This window comes from Lacinutrix iliipiscaria (assembly GCF_042686125.1).
GTDB classification, from domain to species: domain Bacteria; phylum Bacteroidota; class Bacteroidia; order Flavobacteriales; family Flavobacteriaceae; genus Oceanihabitans; species Oceanihabitans iliipiscarium.
This window is the reverse complement of the sequence record NZ_JBHUOV010000001.1, coordinates 238,636-255,619: the sequence shown is the minus strand read 5'-3', so window position 1 is coordinate 255,619 and position 16,984 is coordinate 238,636. Positions and strand designations below refer to the sequence as shown.

Annotated in this window: 10 protein-coding genes; 5 read left to right on the top strand and 5 right to left on the bottom strand. The window is 33.1% G+C overall.

All coding sequences use genetic code 11. From position 1 onward, the window contains the following. Positions 1–21: 21 nt before the first annotated feature. The 3 genes from ACFS5M_RS01115 to ACFS5M_RS01105 are packed head-to-tail and all read right to left on the bottom strand — an operon-like array spanning position 22 to position 5,658. Complete coding sequence (locus ACFS5M_RS01115) at positions 22–1,023, bottom strand: N(4)-(beta-N-acetylglucosaminyl)-L-asparaginase (protein ID WP_183484591.1); 1,002 nt, start codon at positions 1,021–1,023, stop codon at positions 22–24. Between the two features lie 4 nt (positions 1,024–1,027). Further along, positions 1,028–2,695 (bottom strand): MFS transporter, encoded by a 1,668-nt coding sequence (locus tag ACFS5M_RS01110; protein ID WP_183484588.1) that lies wholly within the window; start codon positions 2,693–2,695, stop codon positions 1,028–1,030. Between the two features lie 38 nt (positions 2,696–2,733). Continuing rightward, entirely contained in the window at positions 2,734–5,658 is a 2,925-nt protein-coding gene (locus ACFS5M_RS01105) for a GH92 family glycosyl hydrolase (RefSeq protein WP_183484586.1), read from the bottom strand. A gap of 41 nt (positions 5,659–5,699) precedes the next feature. On the opposite strand from ACFS5M_RS01105, the gene ACFS5M_RS01100 reads away from it, so the two are divergent. The 5 genes from ACFS5M_RS01100 (at position 5,700) to ACFS5M_RS01080 (ending at position 12,941) form a co-directional block, all read left to right on the top strand. Further along, complete coding sequence (locus tag ACFS5M_RS01100) at positions 5,700–7,976, top strand: beta-N-acetylhexosaminidase (RefSeq protein ID WP_183484583.1); 2,277 nt, start codon at positions 5,700–5,702, stop codon at positions 7,974–7,976. A gap of 1 nt (position 7,977) precedes the next feature. Beyond that, the gene (locus ACFS5M_RS01095) at positions 7,978–8,688 is read left to right on the top strand and encodes a copper homeostasis protein CutC (protein ID WP_183484580.1); all 711 of its coding nucleotides are present in this window, start codon (positions 7,978–7,980) and stop codon (positions 8,686–8,688) included. Then, positions 8,675–11,155: a beta-mannosidase gene (locus ACFS5M_RS01090; protein WP_379897637.1), complete on the top strand. Its 2,481-nt coding sequence runs from the start codon at positions 8,675–8,677 to the stop codon at positions 11,153–11,155. The genes ACFS5M_RS01095 and ACFS5M_RS01090 overlap by 14 nt, the downstream gene beginning before the upstream one ends. A gap of 47 nt (positions 11,156–11,202) precedes the next feature. Beyond that, the gene (locus ACFS5M_RS01085) at positions 11,203–12,489 is read left to right on the top strand and encodes a metallophosphoesterase (protein WP_183484577.1); all 1,287 of its coding nucleotides are present in this window, start codon (positions 11,203–11,205) and stop codon (positions 12,487–12,489) included. A gap of 155 nt (positions 12,490–12,644) precedes the next feature. Beyond that, on the top strand, positions 12,645–12,941 hold the full coding sequence (locus ACFS5M_RS01080; RefSeq protein ID WP_183484575.1) for a thioredoxin family protein: 297 nt from the start codon (positions 12,645–12,647) through the stop codon (positions 12,939–12,941). On the opposite strand, the gene ACFS5M_RS01075 is transcribed toward ACFS5M_RS01080, so the two are convergent. Both ACFS5M_RS01075 and ACFS5M_RS01070 read right to left on the bottom strand, forming a co-directional pair. Beyond that, positions 12,938–13,561: a polysaccharide deacetylase family protein gene (locus tag ACFS5M_RS01075; RefSeq protein ID WP_183484573.1), complete on the bottom strand. Its 624-nt coding sequence runs from the start codon at positions 13,559–13,561 to the stop codon at positions 12,938–12,940. The two genes, ACFS5M_RS01080 and ACFS5M_RS01075, sit on opposite strands and share 4 nt — an antisense overlap. A 12-nt stretch (positions 13,562–13,573) precedes the next feature. Then, positions 13,574–16,963, bottom strand: a complete 3,390-nt coding sequence (locus ACFS5M_RS01070) for a glycosyltransferase family 117 protein (protein WP_183484571.1) — start codon at positions 16,961–16,963, stop codon at positions 13,574–13,576. Positions 16,964–16,984: the final 21 nt, after the last annotated feature.

The window sequence follows — 16,984 nt, the reverse complement described above, 5'->3', positions numbered from 1 at the left end:
GAGTGCATTCAAGGGTTTTTATTACGTCTTAATAAAATAGTCAGACTGAATCTGTTCATTCACTCCGTCTTGAAATTTGGTCATACTAAACCATTGATGAATCGAATAAGAGCCTGTCTCTCCCTTTTTATTTACGGCGATATAACCCACTTGAAAATTTTTGTAATCACTGTTTGGTTTGTTTACAATTCTACCTATCGCTTCCTCACAGGCTTCTTGAGGCGATTTTCCTTGTCGCATTAATTCAACAACTAAAAAACTTCCAACCGTTTTTACCACTTCTTCGCCAAGTCCTGTAGCAACACATCCACCAATTTCATTATCAACAAAAAGACCTGAACCTATAATAGGCGAATCCCCAACACGTCCTCCCATTTTATAAGCCAATCCACTTGTGGTACAGGCTCCAGAAATATCGCCATTTTTATCGATGGCGAGCATGCCAATGGTATCGTGATTTTCTATATTAATGATAGGTTTATACTTGGCTTCTACTTTCCATTTCTCCCAAGCTTTTTTTGAGGCTTCAGTGAGTAAATCTTCTGGCTGAAATCCTTTTGAAATTGCAAACTGTTTAGCGCCTTCGCCTGCAAGCATAACATGAGGCGTGTCTTCCATTACTTTTCTTGCTACAGATACAGCATGAGTTATATTTTGAAGATAAACAACAGAGCCACAGTTACCATGTTTGTCCATAATACAAGCATCAAGCGTCACGTTGCCATCTCGATCAGGCAAACCGCCTTTGCCAACAGATTGCCCTTTTTCATTAGCTTCTTCAACCCTGCAGCCTTGTTCTACAGCATCTAAAGCAGAACCTCCAGCTTGTAGAATTTCCATAGCTTTTGCTGTAGAATCAATAACATGCCAAGTAGCAATAACTAAAGGAAGTTTTATCTGTTCTGAAGAACTTACATGTTTTTTATCTTCGGAAGGCTTATTTTCACACCCAATTAGCGTGCTTCCAATAGCCAAACCTACTCCAGATAATGATGCTTTTTTTATAAAGTTTCTACGTTTCATTTTTTTAATTATAAGTAACCCCTTGTTTATCTAAAACAGTTTTAGTTTTATAAGCATAGAATAAAAGATATGCAAAACAAATCACAGCGACTAAGTAGGAGGATTGAATGTTGAAAATATCTGCTAGTTTACCTTGAACAGGAGGAATAATAGCGCCGCCTAAAATCATCATGATTAAAAATGCAGAACCTTGTGACGTATACTTTCCTAAACCAGCAATGCTTAATGCAAAAATACAAGGCCACATAATAGAACAGAACAAACCTCCAGAGAGCAAAGCAAATAATGCGAGCTGCCCTGAAGCAAATGTGCCAATTAGCATAGCCAAAATTCCTAAAGCACTAAATATTTTTAAAGTGGCTACAGGTTTGTCTTTTGCTAAGAAAAAACCAGCAATTTGTATAGCAATACACACACAAAATAAAAGAATTTCATTGGTGGAGTATTTGCCAAAATTCACGAGTAAAATAACTCCAAAGGCAATATAAGGAACTATAATTAGCAACCATTTTTTTAGGCCTTTACTTGGATTAAAAACAGTAATTGCACCAACCCAACGGCCTATCATTAATCCGCCCCAATACAATGATATAAATGGAGCTAGTTGTGCATCATTTAAAACTGGAAGGCCTAAGGTGTTAAAATTTGACCTATTAACGGTTTGCTTTAATAACTCTCCTAAATTACTGCCAACAGTGACTTCAACACCAACATACATGAAAATTGCAAGCATTCCTAAAACAAGTTGAGGATATTTCATAGCGCCCCAACCTTCGGCTTTTTTTGAAGCACTAGAATTAGCAAACCAAACGCAAGCAATAACAGCAAACAAAGCGATTAATAGTAAAACCATACGTTTGTTTTCAACAGCCTCTGTGGTAATTGCATCGCCAGTATATGTCATAAATATCATTGAAAAACAGACGACGATAACTAAGGTGAGCAGGATTAGAATATTCCTAGCTTTATTAGCAGGTTCAAAAGCGGTATCAGATTTAAGAGCAGGTAATTTTTTTGAAAAATGGAATAGTGCAGCAGCAATTAAAAATAAAGCACCTACACCAATATAAAGACTTTGAACAGTCATTAAAGTAATTTCATTGCTGGTGATTTTTTCAGCCAATACATCTGTGGTCCAACTTGCGGATCCAAAAATAATAAAGCTGACAACGACTGGACCTATCGTTGTTCCAAATGAGTTTATTCCTCCTGCTAAATTTAAGCGATGTGATCCAGTTTTAGGATCTCCTAAAGCAATGGCAAAAGGGTTAGCTGCTGTTTGTTGTAAAGAAAAACCTAGACCAACTATAAATAAGGCCAATAATACTAAATAGAAGACTTGTGTTTGTCCTTGTTCTGAACCATTAACCACTATACACATGACTATAGCACCAATAGCAGACATTAAAAGGCCATAAACGATTCCAGATTTGTAACCCCAATTATTTAAAATATCTTTTTTTATGGCACTTGACATTATAAATAATAATAATGCACCAATATAGTAAGCACCATAAAATGCAAAATCGACTAATTGTGATTGAAATTGATCTATATTAAAATAGGTTTTACAAAAAGGAATAAAGACACCATTTGATGCTGCAATAAATCCCCAAAAAAAGAAAACAGTAACTAAAGTCGTTAATGCTGATTTGTTGTTTTGATTTGTCATGAGTTGGTTGATTTGTTCTTTGGTATAATTTAAGTGATTTATTTAATCGAAATTTCATCTACAAAAAGCCAACTTCGTCCATCATGCTCATAACCCAAATGCCATTTGGGAAGTATGCCCAACTTTTTTGCAATAATTTTTATATATCGATAAGGTTTTCCATCACCTGAAAAACGTATTGTTTTTAATTCTGAACCTTCAGAAGGCACTGTTGCATCAATTTTAGTTTTAGAAATAAGCTTAAAATCTATTCCGTCATTAGAAACTAGGCATTCAACTTCAGTAGGATAAAATATCCATGAACGTTGATCTTGTAAAAAATTCACATTTATCTTTTCTATAGATTTTTGACTTCCTAAATTTACAAGGGCAATTAAATCTTTATCATAATAGCCTTGCCATGTTCCAGTTCTAAAATCTTGTGTGCCATAAATGCCGTCAATTAACGCATTGTTTCCACCACCATTATATTGATTGGCATACTCTGTTTCAAGTTGTATTGAAATATTTGGGTCTATTTTATAAAACTGTGTAGATATTACTGCACTTTTAGCATTATTTTTTTCTGAATAGGTTTCTAATTTTGCAGCTTCAGAAATAATGAAGGGTTGATCGTATAATTTATAAGTATCATCATTTAACTGATAATAAATCGAAGCTTCAGGATCGGCAGTTTCTAGAGCAATTTCGGTTTCACCTTTAAATGCAACATCGCCTTTAGCAATAAAAGGCACAGGAACAATTTGAAAATCTTCTATAACCGTTATAGGTTCTTGACCGTCACGACTTCCCCAAACCGCTGGATTATCTGTCATGTGAAACTCTAACACACCACCATTAATAATATCTTGATGAGTAATAAAAGTTTGGTTTAGTTTTTTTCCATTTAGATAGACATACTCAATATATTTATTAGTCGCGCTTAAATTATAAGTTACAATATTGAATTGTTTTTGGTTTTCTAAATTAATTGTTGCTTTATTAAATAAGGGCGCTCCAATAATGTACTGATTGCTTCCAGGGGTTACAGGATAAAATCCTAAAGATGAAAAAACATACCAAGCACTCATTTGCCCACAGTCTTCATTTCCAGAAATACCATCAGGTGCGTTTTTGTAGAGTTCTGTTAGTATCTGATAAACCTTTTCTTGAGTTTTATGTGGTTTATTTACAAAGTTATACAGATAAGCCATGTGATGACTAGGCTCGTTGCCATGAGCATACTGACCAATAAGACCAGTGATATCAGCCTGATTACGACCAGAAGTTTCCGCTTTAGCAGAAAAGAGTTTGTCTAAATGTGCCTCAAGTTTATCTTTCCCACCAAGTAGTTTTATAAATCCAGAAATGTCTTGAGGAACATAAAAGCTATACTGCCAAGCATTGGCTTCAGTGTAATTAAAATTCACTTCATAAGGGTCAAAAGGAGAAAACCAAGTGTTTCTAAAACGGCCTCGCATAAACTGCGTTTCAGGGTCAAATACATTTTTGTAATACTGCGCTCTTTCTGTGAATGTTTTATATTCATTAGTTTTTCCTAAAGCTTTAGCCATTTGCGCTATGGTCCAATCATCGTAGGCATATTCTAGAGTTTTAGAAACCGATTCGCTTTCTTCTTCTACAGGAATAAAACCAAATTCTTTATAGCTTTTTAATCCAAGCTTATTTCTAGTTGCCGAATGCATCATAGCTTTTAAAGCTTTTTCGGAATCGTAATTTTGAATGCCTTTAAGGTAAGCATCAGCAATAACAGGAACAGCATGATAACCAATCATACAGCCAGTATAATTAGCGCTTAAATCCCAAATAGGCATAATTCCACCTTCATCATATTTTGCCAAAAAAGTATTTATAAAATCGTTTGTTCTTTCTTGCTCGATAATTGTGTATAAAGGATGAGCTGCTCTATATGTATCCCAAAGAGAAAATACAGTATAATATTCAAATGCTTTAGTGTGATGTACTTTTAAATCCATACCACGATAGCGTCCATCGGCATCATGATATAAGTTTGGGGCAATCATGGTATGATATAGTGCAGTATAAAAATTAGTTTTATAATCGTCATCTTGGCTTTCAACGATTATTTTTTCAAGCTGTTGTTCCCAAACATTTTGTGCCTCAGTTTTTATTTGCTCAAAAGTTTTATCGCCTATTTCATTTTCTAGGTTTTTTCGAGCTCCTGCTTGATCGACAGCAGAAATTCCTATTTTAACATAAACAGGATTGTTTTTCGGATTATTAAATTTAAAGCCAAAGACATCTCTATTTTTGGGAGCTGCTATATCTTGGTCACTGTCAATAGGTTGAGAAAATTGTATATAAAAATATAATTTTTGATTAGTAGCCCAAGCTTTAGAAAAACGATGACCAATAATTTCAGTGTCAGATATTTTTTCGAAAGAAGCAGAAAGTAATTCATCACGATGTTCTAAATCTAATATTACAACTTGATTTTCTGCAGAAGGGAATTGGTATTTATGCATACCACTGCGTTTAGATACTGTTAATTCTACATCAATATTTGTTGAATCTAGATGCACTTTATAAAAGCCAGGTTCTGCAATTTCATTATCGTGTGAAAAATGCGCTCTATACCCTTTTTTGCCATTCGCACCATTGTTATAGTTTATTTCATTTGTGGGCATTAAAAGTATATCGCCATAGTCAGATACACCTGTGCCACTTAAGTGAGTGTGAGAAAATCCATAGATATATTTGTCGCTATAATGATAACCAGAACATCCATCCCAGCCATCTAACCGAGTGTCTGGAGAGAGTTGCATCATCCCAAACGGCATTGTAGCTCCTGGATAAGTATGCCCATGACCTCCAGTGCCAATAAATGGGTTAACATATGAAATAAGCACTTTGTCCTTTTGTGTTGATTGAATTGGTTTTTCATTCTTACAAGCGCATAGTAAAAGAAATACAATAAAAACAAAAGTTTGTTGAAGCTTCATTAAAAATAGATTACTAAATTTAGAGCTTCTAATATACTAAAATGAGAACCAAGAATTTACTAATCGTTTCACTTTTAAGCTTTTTATTTAGTTGTACAGAAAAACCAAAGCCATCCATTTTACCTCAAATTATACCAGAACCTACTGTAATTGAAGTGGTTGCAAGCGATTTTGTTTTAAATGATAATACCGAAATTAAAGCTTCAGATGATTTTAAAGTATCGTCAGATTTTTTAAAAGCTTATGTGTCAAATGGAAGTGCAATTCGACTGAAAGACCATTCAGGGTTCAATACAATCTCTTTTGAAAAAGATGAAAAAATATTAAATAGCGAAGCCTATAAGTTGAATATATCTGAAAATGAAATTATCATTTCAGCATCTACAGACCAAGGCGCATTTTATGCTGTTCAAAGTTTAAGACAATTATTTCCAGCATCATTTGAAAACGGAACATTTCAAGAAAATCAAGTTGCTATTAAAGGTTTATCGATTGAAGATGAACCTCAATTTAACTATAGAGGTATGCATCTAGATGTTGGCAGGCATATGTTTTCTGTAGATTTTATTAAAAAATATATTGATGCTTTAGCGATGTTGAAAATTAATACGTTTCATTGGCATTTAACCGAAGACCAAGGATGGCGTATCGAGATAAAAAAATACCCAAAATTGCAAGACATTGCGGCCTTTAGAAATGAAACATTAATCGGACATTATAGCGATCAGCCACATCAGTTTGATGGCAAAAAATATGGAGGTTATTATACGCAAGAAGACATAAAAGAGATTGTTGCCTATGCTCAAGACCGTTTTGTTACGATTATTCCAGAAATTGAATTACCTGGACATTCTCAAGCAGCTATCGCTGCTTATCCAGAATTGGGTTGTACTGGAGAAAAAGTTGAGGTAGCAACACTTTGGGGCGTTTTTGAGGAGGTATATTGCCCAAAAGAAGAAACGTTTAAATTTCTTGAAGATGTTTTAGATGAAGTTATTGCCTTATTTCCAAGCACTTATATTCATATTGGAGGTGATGAAGCGCCAAAAACCCACTGGAAGGCTTGTGAGGCTTGTCAAAAAAGAATTAAATCTGAAGGTTTAAAAGATGAACATGAATTACAGAGTTATTTTATTTCAAGGATTGAAAACTACTTAAATAGCAAAGGTCGACAAATTATTGGCTGGGACGAAATATTAGAAGGTGGTTTAGCTCCAAACGCTACTGTAATGTCCTGGCGAGGGACTAAAGGTGCAGTCGAAGCGGCTAAACAAAAACATAATGTTATTATTACACCAACATCGCATAGTTATTTTAATTATTATCAATCTACTAATGCCGATGAACCACTTGCAATCGGAGGCTTTTTGCCATTAGATAAAGTGTATAATTTTAATGTTATACCTAAAGAACTCAACAAAGACGAACAAAAATTTGTTCTTGGCGCACAAGGTAATTTATGGACAGAATATATTAAAACCTCTGAAATTGCAGAGTACATGGCGTTTCCGCGTGTAATCGCAATGAGTGAAGTGGTTTGGTCTAAACAAGAAAATAAAAACTATGAAGATTTCGTATCCAGATTAGAATGGTTTCATAAGCGTTTAGATTCGCTCAATATTAACTATGCAAATCACCTATATGAAGTAGAAGGTGAACTCATTTCTAATAACAAATCAATTCATTATAAACTTCAAACACTTACTAAAGATAAAGTGATTCACTATACCTTAGATGGCTCAGAACCTGAATTGGATTCTGAAATCTATAATGAAAGTATTCCTATTCCGACATCAACAACCATAAAGGCAGCAGTCTTTAATACTAAAGAAAAACTAGGAAAGACTTTTTCTGAAACGATAAATCTTCATAAAGCTGTTGGTCAAAACATTACGATAAGTAAAGAACCACATCGCGCTTATTCTGGAAGTGGAGCAAGAGGTTTAATTAATGGAATTTCAGGGAGTAATACACGTTTTGGTGATAAAGAATGGCTTGGCTTTTGGGGAGAAGATATTGAGATTGTTATAGATTTAGGTGAAGAATCAGAGATCAATTCTGTAGAAACACGATTTTATAATGGTAAAGGTCAATGGATTTTTGCTCCTGAAAAGCTTGAAATTGTATTTGATGATAATGAGCCTGAAACGGTATTAATTTCTAAATCGAAAGATTTATTGGTTGATGTTATATTTGAAAAATCAACTCAAGTTAGATTTATCAAAATAAGAATTCCAAACTACGGAACCATTCCAGATGGATTACAAGGCGCTGGAAACAAGGCATGGACATTTATTGACGAGATAATTGTGAATTAATATGATTCTAGAAATCTGCGCAAACTCATTTCAATCGGCAAAAAACGCACAAGATGCAGGAGCACAACGTATAGAGTTGTGTAGCGAATTATGTGTTGGAGGTGTGACGCCAAGTTATGGGTTAATCAAGCAAGTAACAGAAGATTTATCAATAGAAACATATGTACTCACTCGTCCGCGATCTGGAAATTTCACCTATTCTGATGCTGAATTTGAAATCATGAAACGCGATATTCAAGTGTGTAAAGATTTAGGATGTTCTGGAATTGTTTCAGGAGTTTTAAATGAAGACCAATCATTAGATATAGAGCGCACACAAATACTTATAGAAATAGCAAAACCCTTAACTTTTACCTTCCATCGTGCTTTTGATTGTATCCCAAATCCTATCGAAACTCTAGAGCAGTTAATAGCTTTAGGTGTAAATCGTATTTTAACTTCTGGGCAGGAAGTTTCAGCAGAAAAAGGCATGAAATTGTTGAAGACATTAAATGAGAAAGCCAATAAAAGAATCATCATACTTCCTGGGAGTGGAATACATTTAGATAATGCTAAACTGTTTAAAGCAGCTGGTTTTATCGAAATTCATGCCTCTGCATCAAAAGTGATTCAAGATAAAAATAAGAGTTCTTATTTTGGCGAAATACAACAAACCGTCTCTGACTTTGAATCCATCAAATCCATTATAAAAAGTATAAATGATGAGATGTAGTTTCCTGCTTGTTTTTTTGAGTTTTTGTGTTGCATGTCAACCTAAACATGATGTTCCCGAAATAATCACTCTAAATGATGATTGGCAATTTAAAAATGTGAAATCTGAATCATGGATGCACGCTGAGGTTCCAGGAAATGTGTATTCAGATTTATTAAAAAATGGGATTATTGACGACCCTTTTATCAAGGATAATGAAACCACAATTCAAGAGTTTTCTGAAATGGATTGGGAATATAAAACCAATTTTAAAGTTGATGATCGATTGTTAAAAATGAAACATTTAGAACTCAATTTTGAAGGTCTAGATACTTATGCTTCTGTATTTTTAAACGATCACTTAATACTAAAATCTAATAATGCATTTCGAAATTTTTTAGTTGATGTAACATCGCAGTTAAAATCCGAAAATGAATTGCGAATCGTTTTTGAAAATACTGAAAAATATGAGAGCAATGAAAAATCAAAATTAAACTACTCACTTCCAGAAGGCAACCGAATCTTTACCAGAAAAGCACAGTTTCAATATGGCTGGGATTGGGGACCGAAACTCAACACAAGTGGCATTTGGAGACCTATAAAATTAAAGGCTTGGAATGATTTTAAGATAGAAGATATTTATTTAAAGCAAGTAAAATTAACGGATTCTGTAGCAGATTTAATAGCTGAAATTAATTCTATGTCAGCATTAAATCAGGAGCTAGTTTATTCAGTATATATTAATGATAGCCTTGCTCAAAGTAAGGAGTTTAATCCTATAAATGATAACTCAGCAATCGCTTTTCAAATCAAAAATCCTAAGCGTTGGTGGCCACATAATTTAGGAGATCCTTATTTGTATGATATAAAAATCGTCGTAAGTGATGCTGAGAACATTTTAGATAGTATTTCAGTAAAAAAAGGATTGCGAACCATCAACTTAGTTGCAGAAAAAGACAGTCTTGGTGAATCCTTTTATTTTAAGGTAAATGGTGTTCCTGTTTATGCTAAAGGCGCAAATTATATTCCACAAAATAGTCTGCAAAATCAAGTCACAAATGCACATTATAAAACCCTGTTAGACGATGTGGTTGCTGCTAATATGAACATGCTTCGAGTTTGGGGAGGAGGGATTTATGAAAATGATATTTTTTATGATTTATGCGATGAAAAAGGCATTTTAATTTGGCAAGATTTTATGTTTGCATGTGCCATGTATCCTGGTGATGATGCTTTTCTGAAAAATGTAAAACAGGAAGCTGTAGACAATGTTAAACGCTTGAGAAATCACGCGTCAATAGCATTGTGGTGTGGTAATAACGAAAATTCTGAAGGTTGGCATCGTTGGGGTTGGCAAGCGAATAGGAGTGAAGCTGAAAAAGAAGAGATTTGGAAGAATTATTTAAAGGTTTTTGATTCTATCTTACCAAATACTGTTCACCAATTTACAGATATTGATTACTGGCAATCTTCACCCAAATATGGTCGTGGGAATCCAAAATATAAGTTTGAAGGTGATGCACACGATTGGTGGATTTGGCATGATGCCTATCCTTTCGAACATTTAGAAAACAATGTGCCTCGATTTATGAGTGAGTTCGGATTTCAATCGTTGCCGAGTTATGAGGTCATAAAGTATATTAATCAGAATGATTCAATTGATATTACTTCTGAAGGATTTCAATCACATCAAAAGCATGCTAGAGGATTTCAGTTGATTCAAACGTACATGGCGCGTGATTTTCCTGTGCCAAATAATGCTGAAGATTATGTCTATGTGAGTCAGCTGTTACAAGCTTATGGGATTTCAAAAGGAATTGAAGCACAACGACGTAAAAAACCATATAACATGGGAACTTTATATTGGCAATTAAATGATTGCTGGCCATCAGTTTCTTGGAGTAGTATTGATTTTTTTGGGAATTGGAAAGCCTTACATTATCAAGCAAAACACAGTTTTGAAGACGTGTTGATTTCATCAGAAGTTGAGAATGATATAATGAAGGTTTTTGTTGTTAATGATGATTTGAAACCGTATTCAGATACATTACAACTTCAAATTATAGATTTTAATGGAAAAGAAATTTTGAATATCTCAGAATCTATTCAAGTAGATTCTAATTCTAGTCGTGTTCAATATGAATTGAATCTAAACACACTTCAGTTTAATAAAAACGAAGTTGTAATAGTTTTAAAATTTGGGGATTCAGAATCTCATTTTTATTTGGTGAAACCTAAAGATTTACAATTGAAACAAGCCGAAATTCAAAAAAAAGTAACTCAAATAGAATCAGGTTTTCAAATAGAACTCTCAAGTGAAACTCTTCAAAAAAATGTTTTTTTATTTTGTAATGAAAAAGGACACTTTTCCGACAATTACTTCGACTTATTGCCAAATAAAACAAAAACCATTCAGTTTAACACCAAAAGTAAATCATTAAATAATTTACAATTAAAAACGCTTAATAGTTTATTAACAACGCGTTAAGAAATTTCTTCGATTTTAGAAGTATATTTGTAAGAATTAAGACAACAATGAGTAGATTTATTATTCCTTTTATTCTAGTTTTTATACTAGAGCTTTACACTTTCTTTTCATTACGAACGATTACCAGAAATAAATTTATTCTGATTGGTTTTTGGGTCTTGTTTGTGGTGGTATGTATGGTGTTTTTTTACCAAATGAGTCTGGTTCAAAAAGGAAGTCGATTTAGTTTAAACACAGGCTATGCTGTTGCATTGTTTTTAACTTTTGTGACACCTAAATTAGTGGTCTTTGCTATTTTGTTTCTTGAGGATATTTTTAGAGTTTTTGAAACCCTTTTTAATTACTTCAAACAAGACACAACGTTAAAGGAAGCCATTCCTTCACGACGTAAATTTATTAGTCAAATTGCACTAGGTATAGCTGCTATTCCCTTTGCTGGTTTTGTTTATGGTGTGATTAAAGGAAAGTATAATTTTAAAGTTATTAAACAGCAAATTGTATTTGATGATTTACCTGAAGCTTTTGATGGTTATACCATTACTCAAATAAGCGATATTCACTCAGGAAGTTTTGATAATAAAGACAAAATTGAATATGCTGTAGATTTAATTAATCAGCAACAAAGCAATGCTATTTTGTTTACTGGAGACCTTGTAAATGTAGTGGCAGAAGAAATGCATCCTTGGGTCGATTCTTTTAAAAAGCTTGAAGCTGAAGATGGTTTGTATTCTGTATTAGGGAATCATGATTATGGCTATTATGCTTATGATACCAATGAAGAGATACAAGAAAATCACAGAAAGTTAGAAGACATACATAAGCAAATAGGCTTTGATTTATTACTGAATGAAAGCAGAACGATTGAAAAAAATGGTCAGAAAATAAATATTTTAGGTGTTGAAAATTGGGGAGCTTCAAGACATTTTCCAAAACGCGGAAGCTTAAAAGAAGCAACAAAGAATATTGATGATAACGCATTTAATATTTTAATGTCTCATGATCCTTCACACTTTGATTTTAAAGCCGTAGAAGTTGGAAGAAATGGCGATAAATACAATTTAAATACTGTAGTCGATGAGCCAAATATTAAAGATTTCGAAAAGAAAATACAATTAACCTTGTCTGGTCATACACATGGTATGCAATTTGGCATTGAAATTCCTTTTTTAAATTTTAAATGGAGTCCAGTAAAATACCGTTATCCTAAATGGGCAGGATTGTATAAAGAAGCCGAGCAATATCTCTATATTAATAGAGGATTTGGCTTTTTAGCATTTCCAGGTCGTGTTGGGATTTGGCCAGAAATAACAGTTATAGAACTAAAACGCGCCTAAATAGTATATAATTATGTGGAAATGTTATATTTACTATGAAAATGCGTATTTTTATAAACAAGTCATAGTGAACCTACTAGAATGATTGATTTAAAGTATAATATAAAAAAAATACGTAGGTTTGTAATACGATGTTTGACCTAAAACTTTAATGTATGTCAAAATTTGGTGAACTTATCGATGTAGAGATTCCTGTTTTGTTAGATTTTTTTACAGAATGGAATGAACAATCTACAGCTATGCATCCTGTTTTAAGAGATGTAGCTGCTGCACTTGGCGATAAAGCTAAAGTCATTAAAATTGATGTAGATAAAAATAAAGAACTTGCTGAAGCTTTGCGTGTCAAAGGTCTGCCAACATTAATTATCTATAAAAATGGCGAAATGAAATGGCGTCAAAGTGGAGAGCAAGATGCCAATACACTTATTGGGTTAATTCAAGAATACGTTTAACTTTCTATTGCTTTAAAAACAAAACCTTTTTCACTAAAGTGCTCAAGTACTTTTGGTAAAGCATATTGCATGTTTTTTGAAGCTTTTACACTATCGTGAAAAACAATAATACTTCCTGATGTCGCTTTTGAAATTACATTATTCAAGCATATTTTTCTAGATACAAATACGTCCCAATCTATAGATAATACATTCCACATCACGACCTTGTAACCTAAATCAATTAATGATGAGCCTTGTTTGGGTGTGATTTGCCCATAAGGAGGTCTAAAAAGTTTAGAGTTAATAAATTTTTCAGCCTTTTTGATGTCTTCTAAATAATCTTCAACAGAGGTTTTCCAGCCTTTCACATGATTATATGTGTGGTTGCCAATAGCATGTCCTTCATTGATTATATTTTGAAAAATATCAGGACGTTTTTCTACATTATTTCCGATACAAAAAAAAGTAGCTTTAGCATTGTATAGTTTTAAAACATCTAAAGTCCAGTTCGTAATTTCTGGTGTTGGACCATCATCAAAAGTCAAATAAATTTCCTTAGTATCTGAGGGCATTTCCCAAATGAAATTTGGAAATAGCTTCTTGATAACTAAAGGAGTTTTTACTGGAGTTAAGTTCATGTTTTCCAGTATTTATTCTGGAGCGATTATAGTGTCTTGTTGTTTAAGGTCTATGTCTTCGGGTTGATTTCTTGAATCTTCCTCTTGAATCCCAGCATTAAAGTGATCAAACAATTGCAAGAAGTTTGTAAAGGTTTTTGTTTCAGTTTTTGCTAATTCTTCATCATAATCCATAACCACATCAACAAGTGCTTTATAGCGTTCAATATCAGTAATAATAAGCTCACCTAGTTGGCGTTGTTTGCTTTGTTCAAGACTACTATAATAGGTTAAATTTTCTTGATATTTAATACTAACATCTTTAAATAATTTTCGCGCTTTTTCTTTAGCGCCAACTTCATAATAAGCACTAATGTAGGGTTCTAATAACGTGTAATAGCCATAATATTCTACAGGGAGTTTATCCATAGCCAAATCGGCTATTTCTTCGGCTTTTTCAGGTTGATCTTCGTTGATAAATTGCTCTATTAAACGCGCAAGATTTCCTCTGTAAGTTATCGAGTTGGTTCTAGTTTCAGTATCATAATATACATCAGGACTATTACTATTTCCCCAATCCCATTTTGTAACAATATCATACATTTTTTCACTATCTACACGTCCCATATCAAAAGGATTTGCTCTATCTACAGGTGTTTTTATAGGTGTTAATTTATAGCACAGGCCATCTAATTGTAAATAATCTTTCATCCAAATATAGTCATCGTCACCAAAACTACCTCCTGTGAAATATATTGGGCGTTTCCAGTCATTATTGGCTACGATGTCTAACATGAGGAGACGATTTTTATAAAGCGCGCTTTCTGTGATTTTTATATCGATAAAGTCTTCGATTTTATCAGCGTCTTTTTCTTTTACAATACCACTTTTTAATGCATTTTCTTTATTTACAGGAATTCTCACATGCTCAACAGGGAAATAGTTCGAGTTTGTTAATTGTGATGGATAATCATTTGGGTTTTCGCCTTGTTGTTGTAGAATAAATTTAAATTTGGTTTTAGGATTCTCACTTCCAACAAATTCTAAGAAATCTTTAATATCTAAAGTATCCGATTTTAATAGTTTTACAGCTTGACCTTTTTCGTTCACAAAATAAGTGCGCTTCATAATATAATCTCTAGTACCATGTTTGTATTGATCATGAGTAAGTTGAGATGGTATTGGATCACTGTCATAGGCTTTTCGTTTCATTTGATCAATATACCAATCGGTTTGAAAAAGACTCGTGTTAACTACACGAACATCTGTTCTGTAGCCTTCAATTTCTTGAGCATACCAAAGGGCAAATGTATCATTATCTCCAATAGAAAATAAAATACCATTTTCATCGCAAGAATCTAAATACATTTTAGCCATGGCTCTAGCAGAATATTTACCAGATCTATCATGGTCATCCCAATTGTTTGCAGCTAAAATTGCTGGGACTAAAATTAAACAAATTAGTGTTATTCCAGGCGCAAGAAGTTTTGAAGTTATCTTTTGTCTTAGATTATCAAATATCGCATAAACACCAAATCCAATCCAGATGGCAAACACATAAAAAGAGCCAACAACAGAGTAGTCTCTTTCACGAGGTTCAAAAGGTCTGACGTTAGTATATACTTGTATAGCTAGTCCAGTAAACAAGAAAAATACTAACATGGTCCAAAATAATTTTTTGTCTTTATTAAATAAAAAGAACAGTCCAATTAAACCTAAAAGTAAAGGTAAAAAGTAATAAGTGTTTCTTGCTTTATTGTTTTTAACATCACTTGGTAAATTATCTTGAGATTGGTCTAAATGTATAGCATCAATAAAATTAATGCCACTTATCCAATTTCCATGATTGTCGTATTCACCTTGAGTGTCGTCTTGTCGTCCAACAAAATTCCACATAAAATATCGCCAATACATGTAGCCTAATTGGTATTCAAACATGTAAATGACGTTGTCAATAAATGAAGGCTTTTCAATGTCTAAGTATTGTCCAAACTGTTTTAAGAAATTGTGATAGTCTTCATAATCGATTAAACCCTGAGAGACATCATTTTTAAATGAAAAAATAGCACTTCGTAATTCGTTTTCTAGTTGATACTCTGGTTTAAGTTTAAAATCTAATATGCCAGTAAACATTAAATAGTTTTCAGCATTTTCAGGGCTCCACATTCTTGGTAATATTGAAGCATGTTTATTGTTATAATTTTGTTTTGCTTTTTTGTAGTCATTAACAATAACATATTTCCCTTTAGCATAGTCTTTTTCGTATTTAGGTTTATCATCTACATAAGGCTCAATTTCATCTAAGCCAGAATATTGATCTGTAAACTGTGGGCCATAAAACAAATGTGTTTCAGGGTATTGTTCTAAATTGTAGTAGGCTAATAACTCTCTTGCGCTAGATGGATTATTTTCGTTAATAACCACATTAGCATTAGCACGAATAGGGAGCATGGTCCAAGAAGAGAACCCAACAACAATAAAAGTTAAGCATAAAATAGCTGTGTTTAAATGTTTGTATTGTTTTTTTCGTGTGTATTGTAAACCAAAATAAACTAGAGCAATTAAAAGTAAAGCTGCAATAATAGAGCCTGAATTAAAAGGAAGTCCTATTGAATTGACAAAGAAAATTTCTAGGACACTAAAGAATCTTAAAATATTTGGAGCAAGTAATTTAAAGATAAATAGTAGTATAGCAACAGTTGTAACATTTGCGATAATAAAGCTCTTTAAGGTAATGTCTTTGTAGTTTTTAAAATAGTAAATTAAACCAATGGCAGGAATAGTTAATAAGCCCATAAAGTGTACTCCAAAAGACAAGCCAATAACAAATGCAATAAGAATGAGCCAACGGTTTCCTCGTGGTTTATCCATTTCCTGTTCCCAACGTAAAGCAAGCCAAAATAAGATTGACATAATTAGAGTAGCCATGGCATATACTTCAGTTTCAACTGCATTAAACCAAAAAGAATCAGTGAAAGTAAAAGCTAAACTACCCACTAATGCAGATCCCAATATAGCCATATATTGTTGTTTTGTTAGTGAAGTGTTTTCTAAAGAAGAGCTTGTACTATTTTCTTCATTCCTAGGATTAGTAAAAACGATTATTTTTCTTAGGAGAAGTGTGATGGTCCAGAACATAAACAATATAGTAAAAGCACTAGATACAGCACTCATCATATTCATCATCCAACCAATGAGTTCGTTGTTTCCAAAAGTAAAAATTGAGAAGAATGCACCCATCATTTGAAACAAAGGAGCTCCAGGAGGATGACCAACTTGGAGTTTAGAAGCTGTTAATATATATTCGCCAGCATCCCAGAAACTAACTGTTGGTTCTACAGTTAGGCTATATGTTATTAGAGCGATTAAAAAAGAAAACCATCCTAAAATAGTATTCCACTTTTTAAAATTGAAATGTATCATGTAAATTTATCTTAATAAACA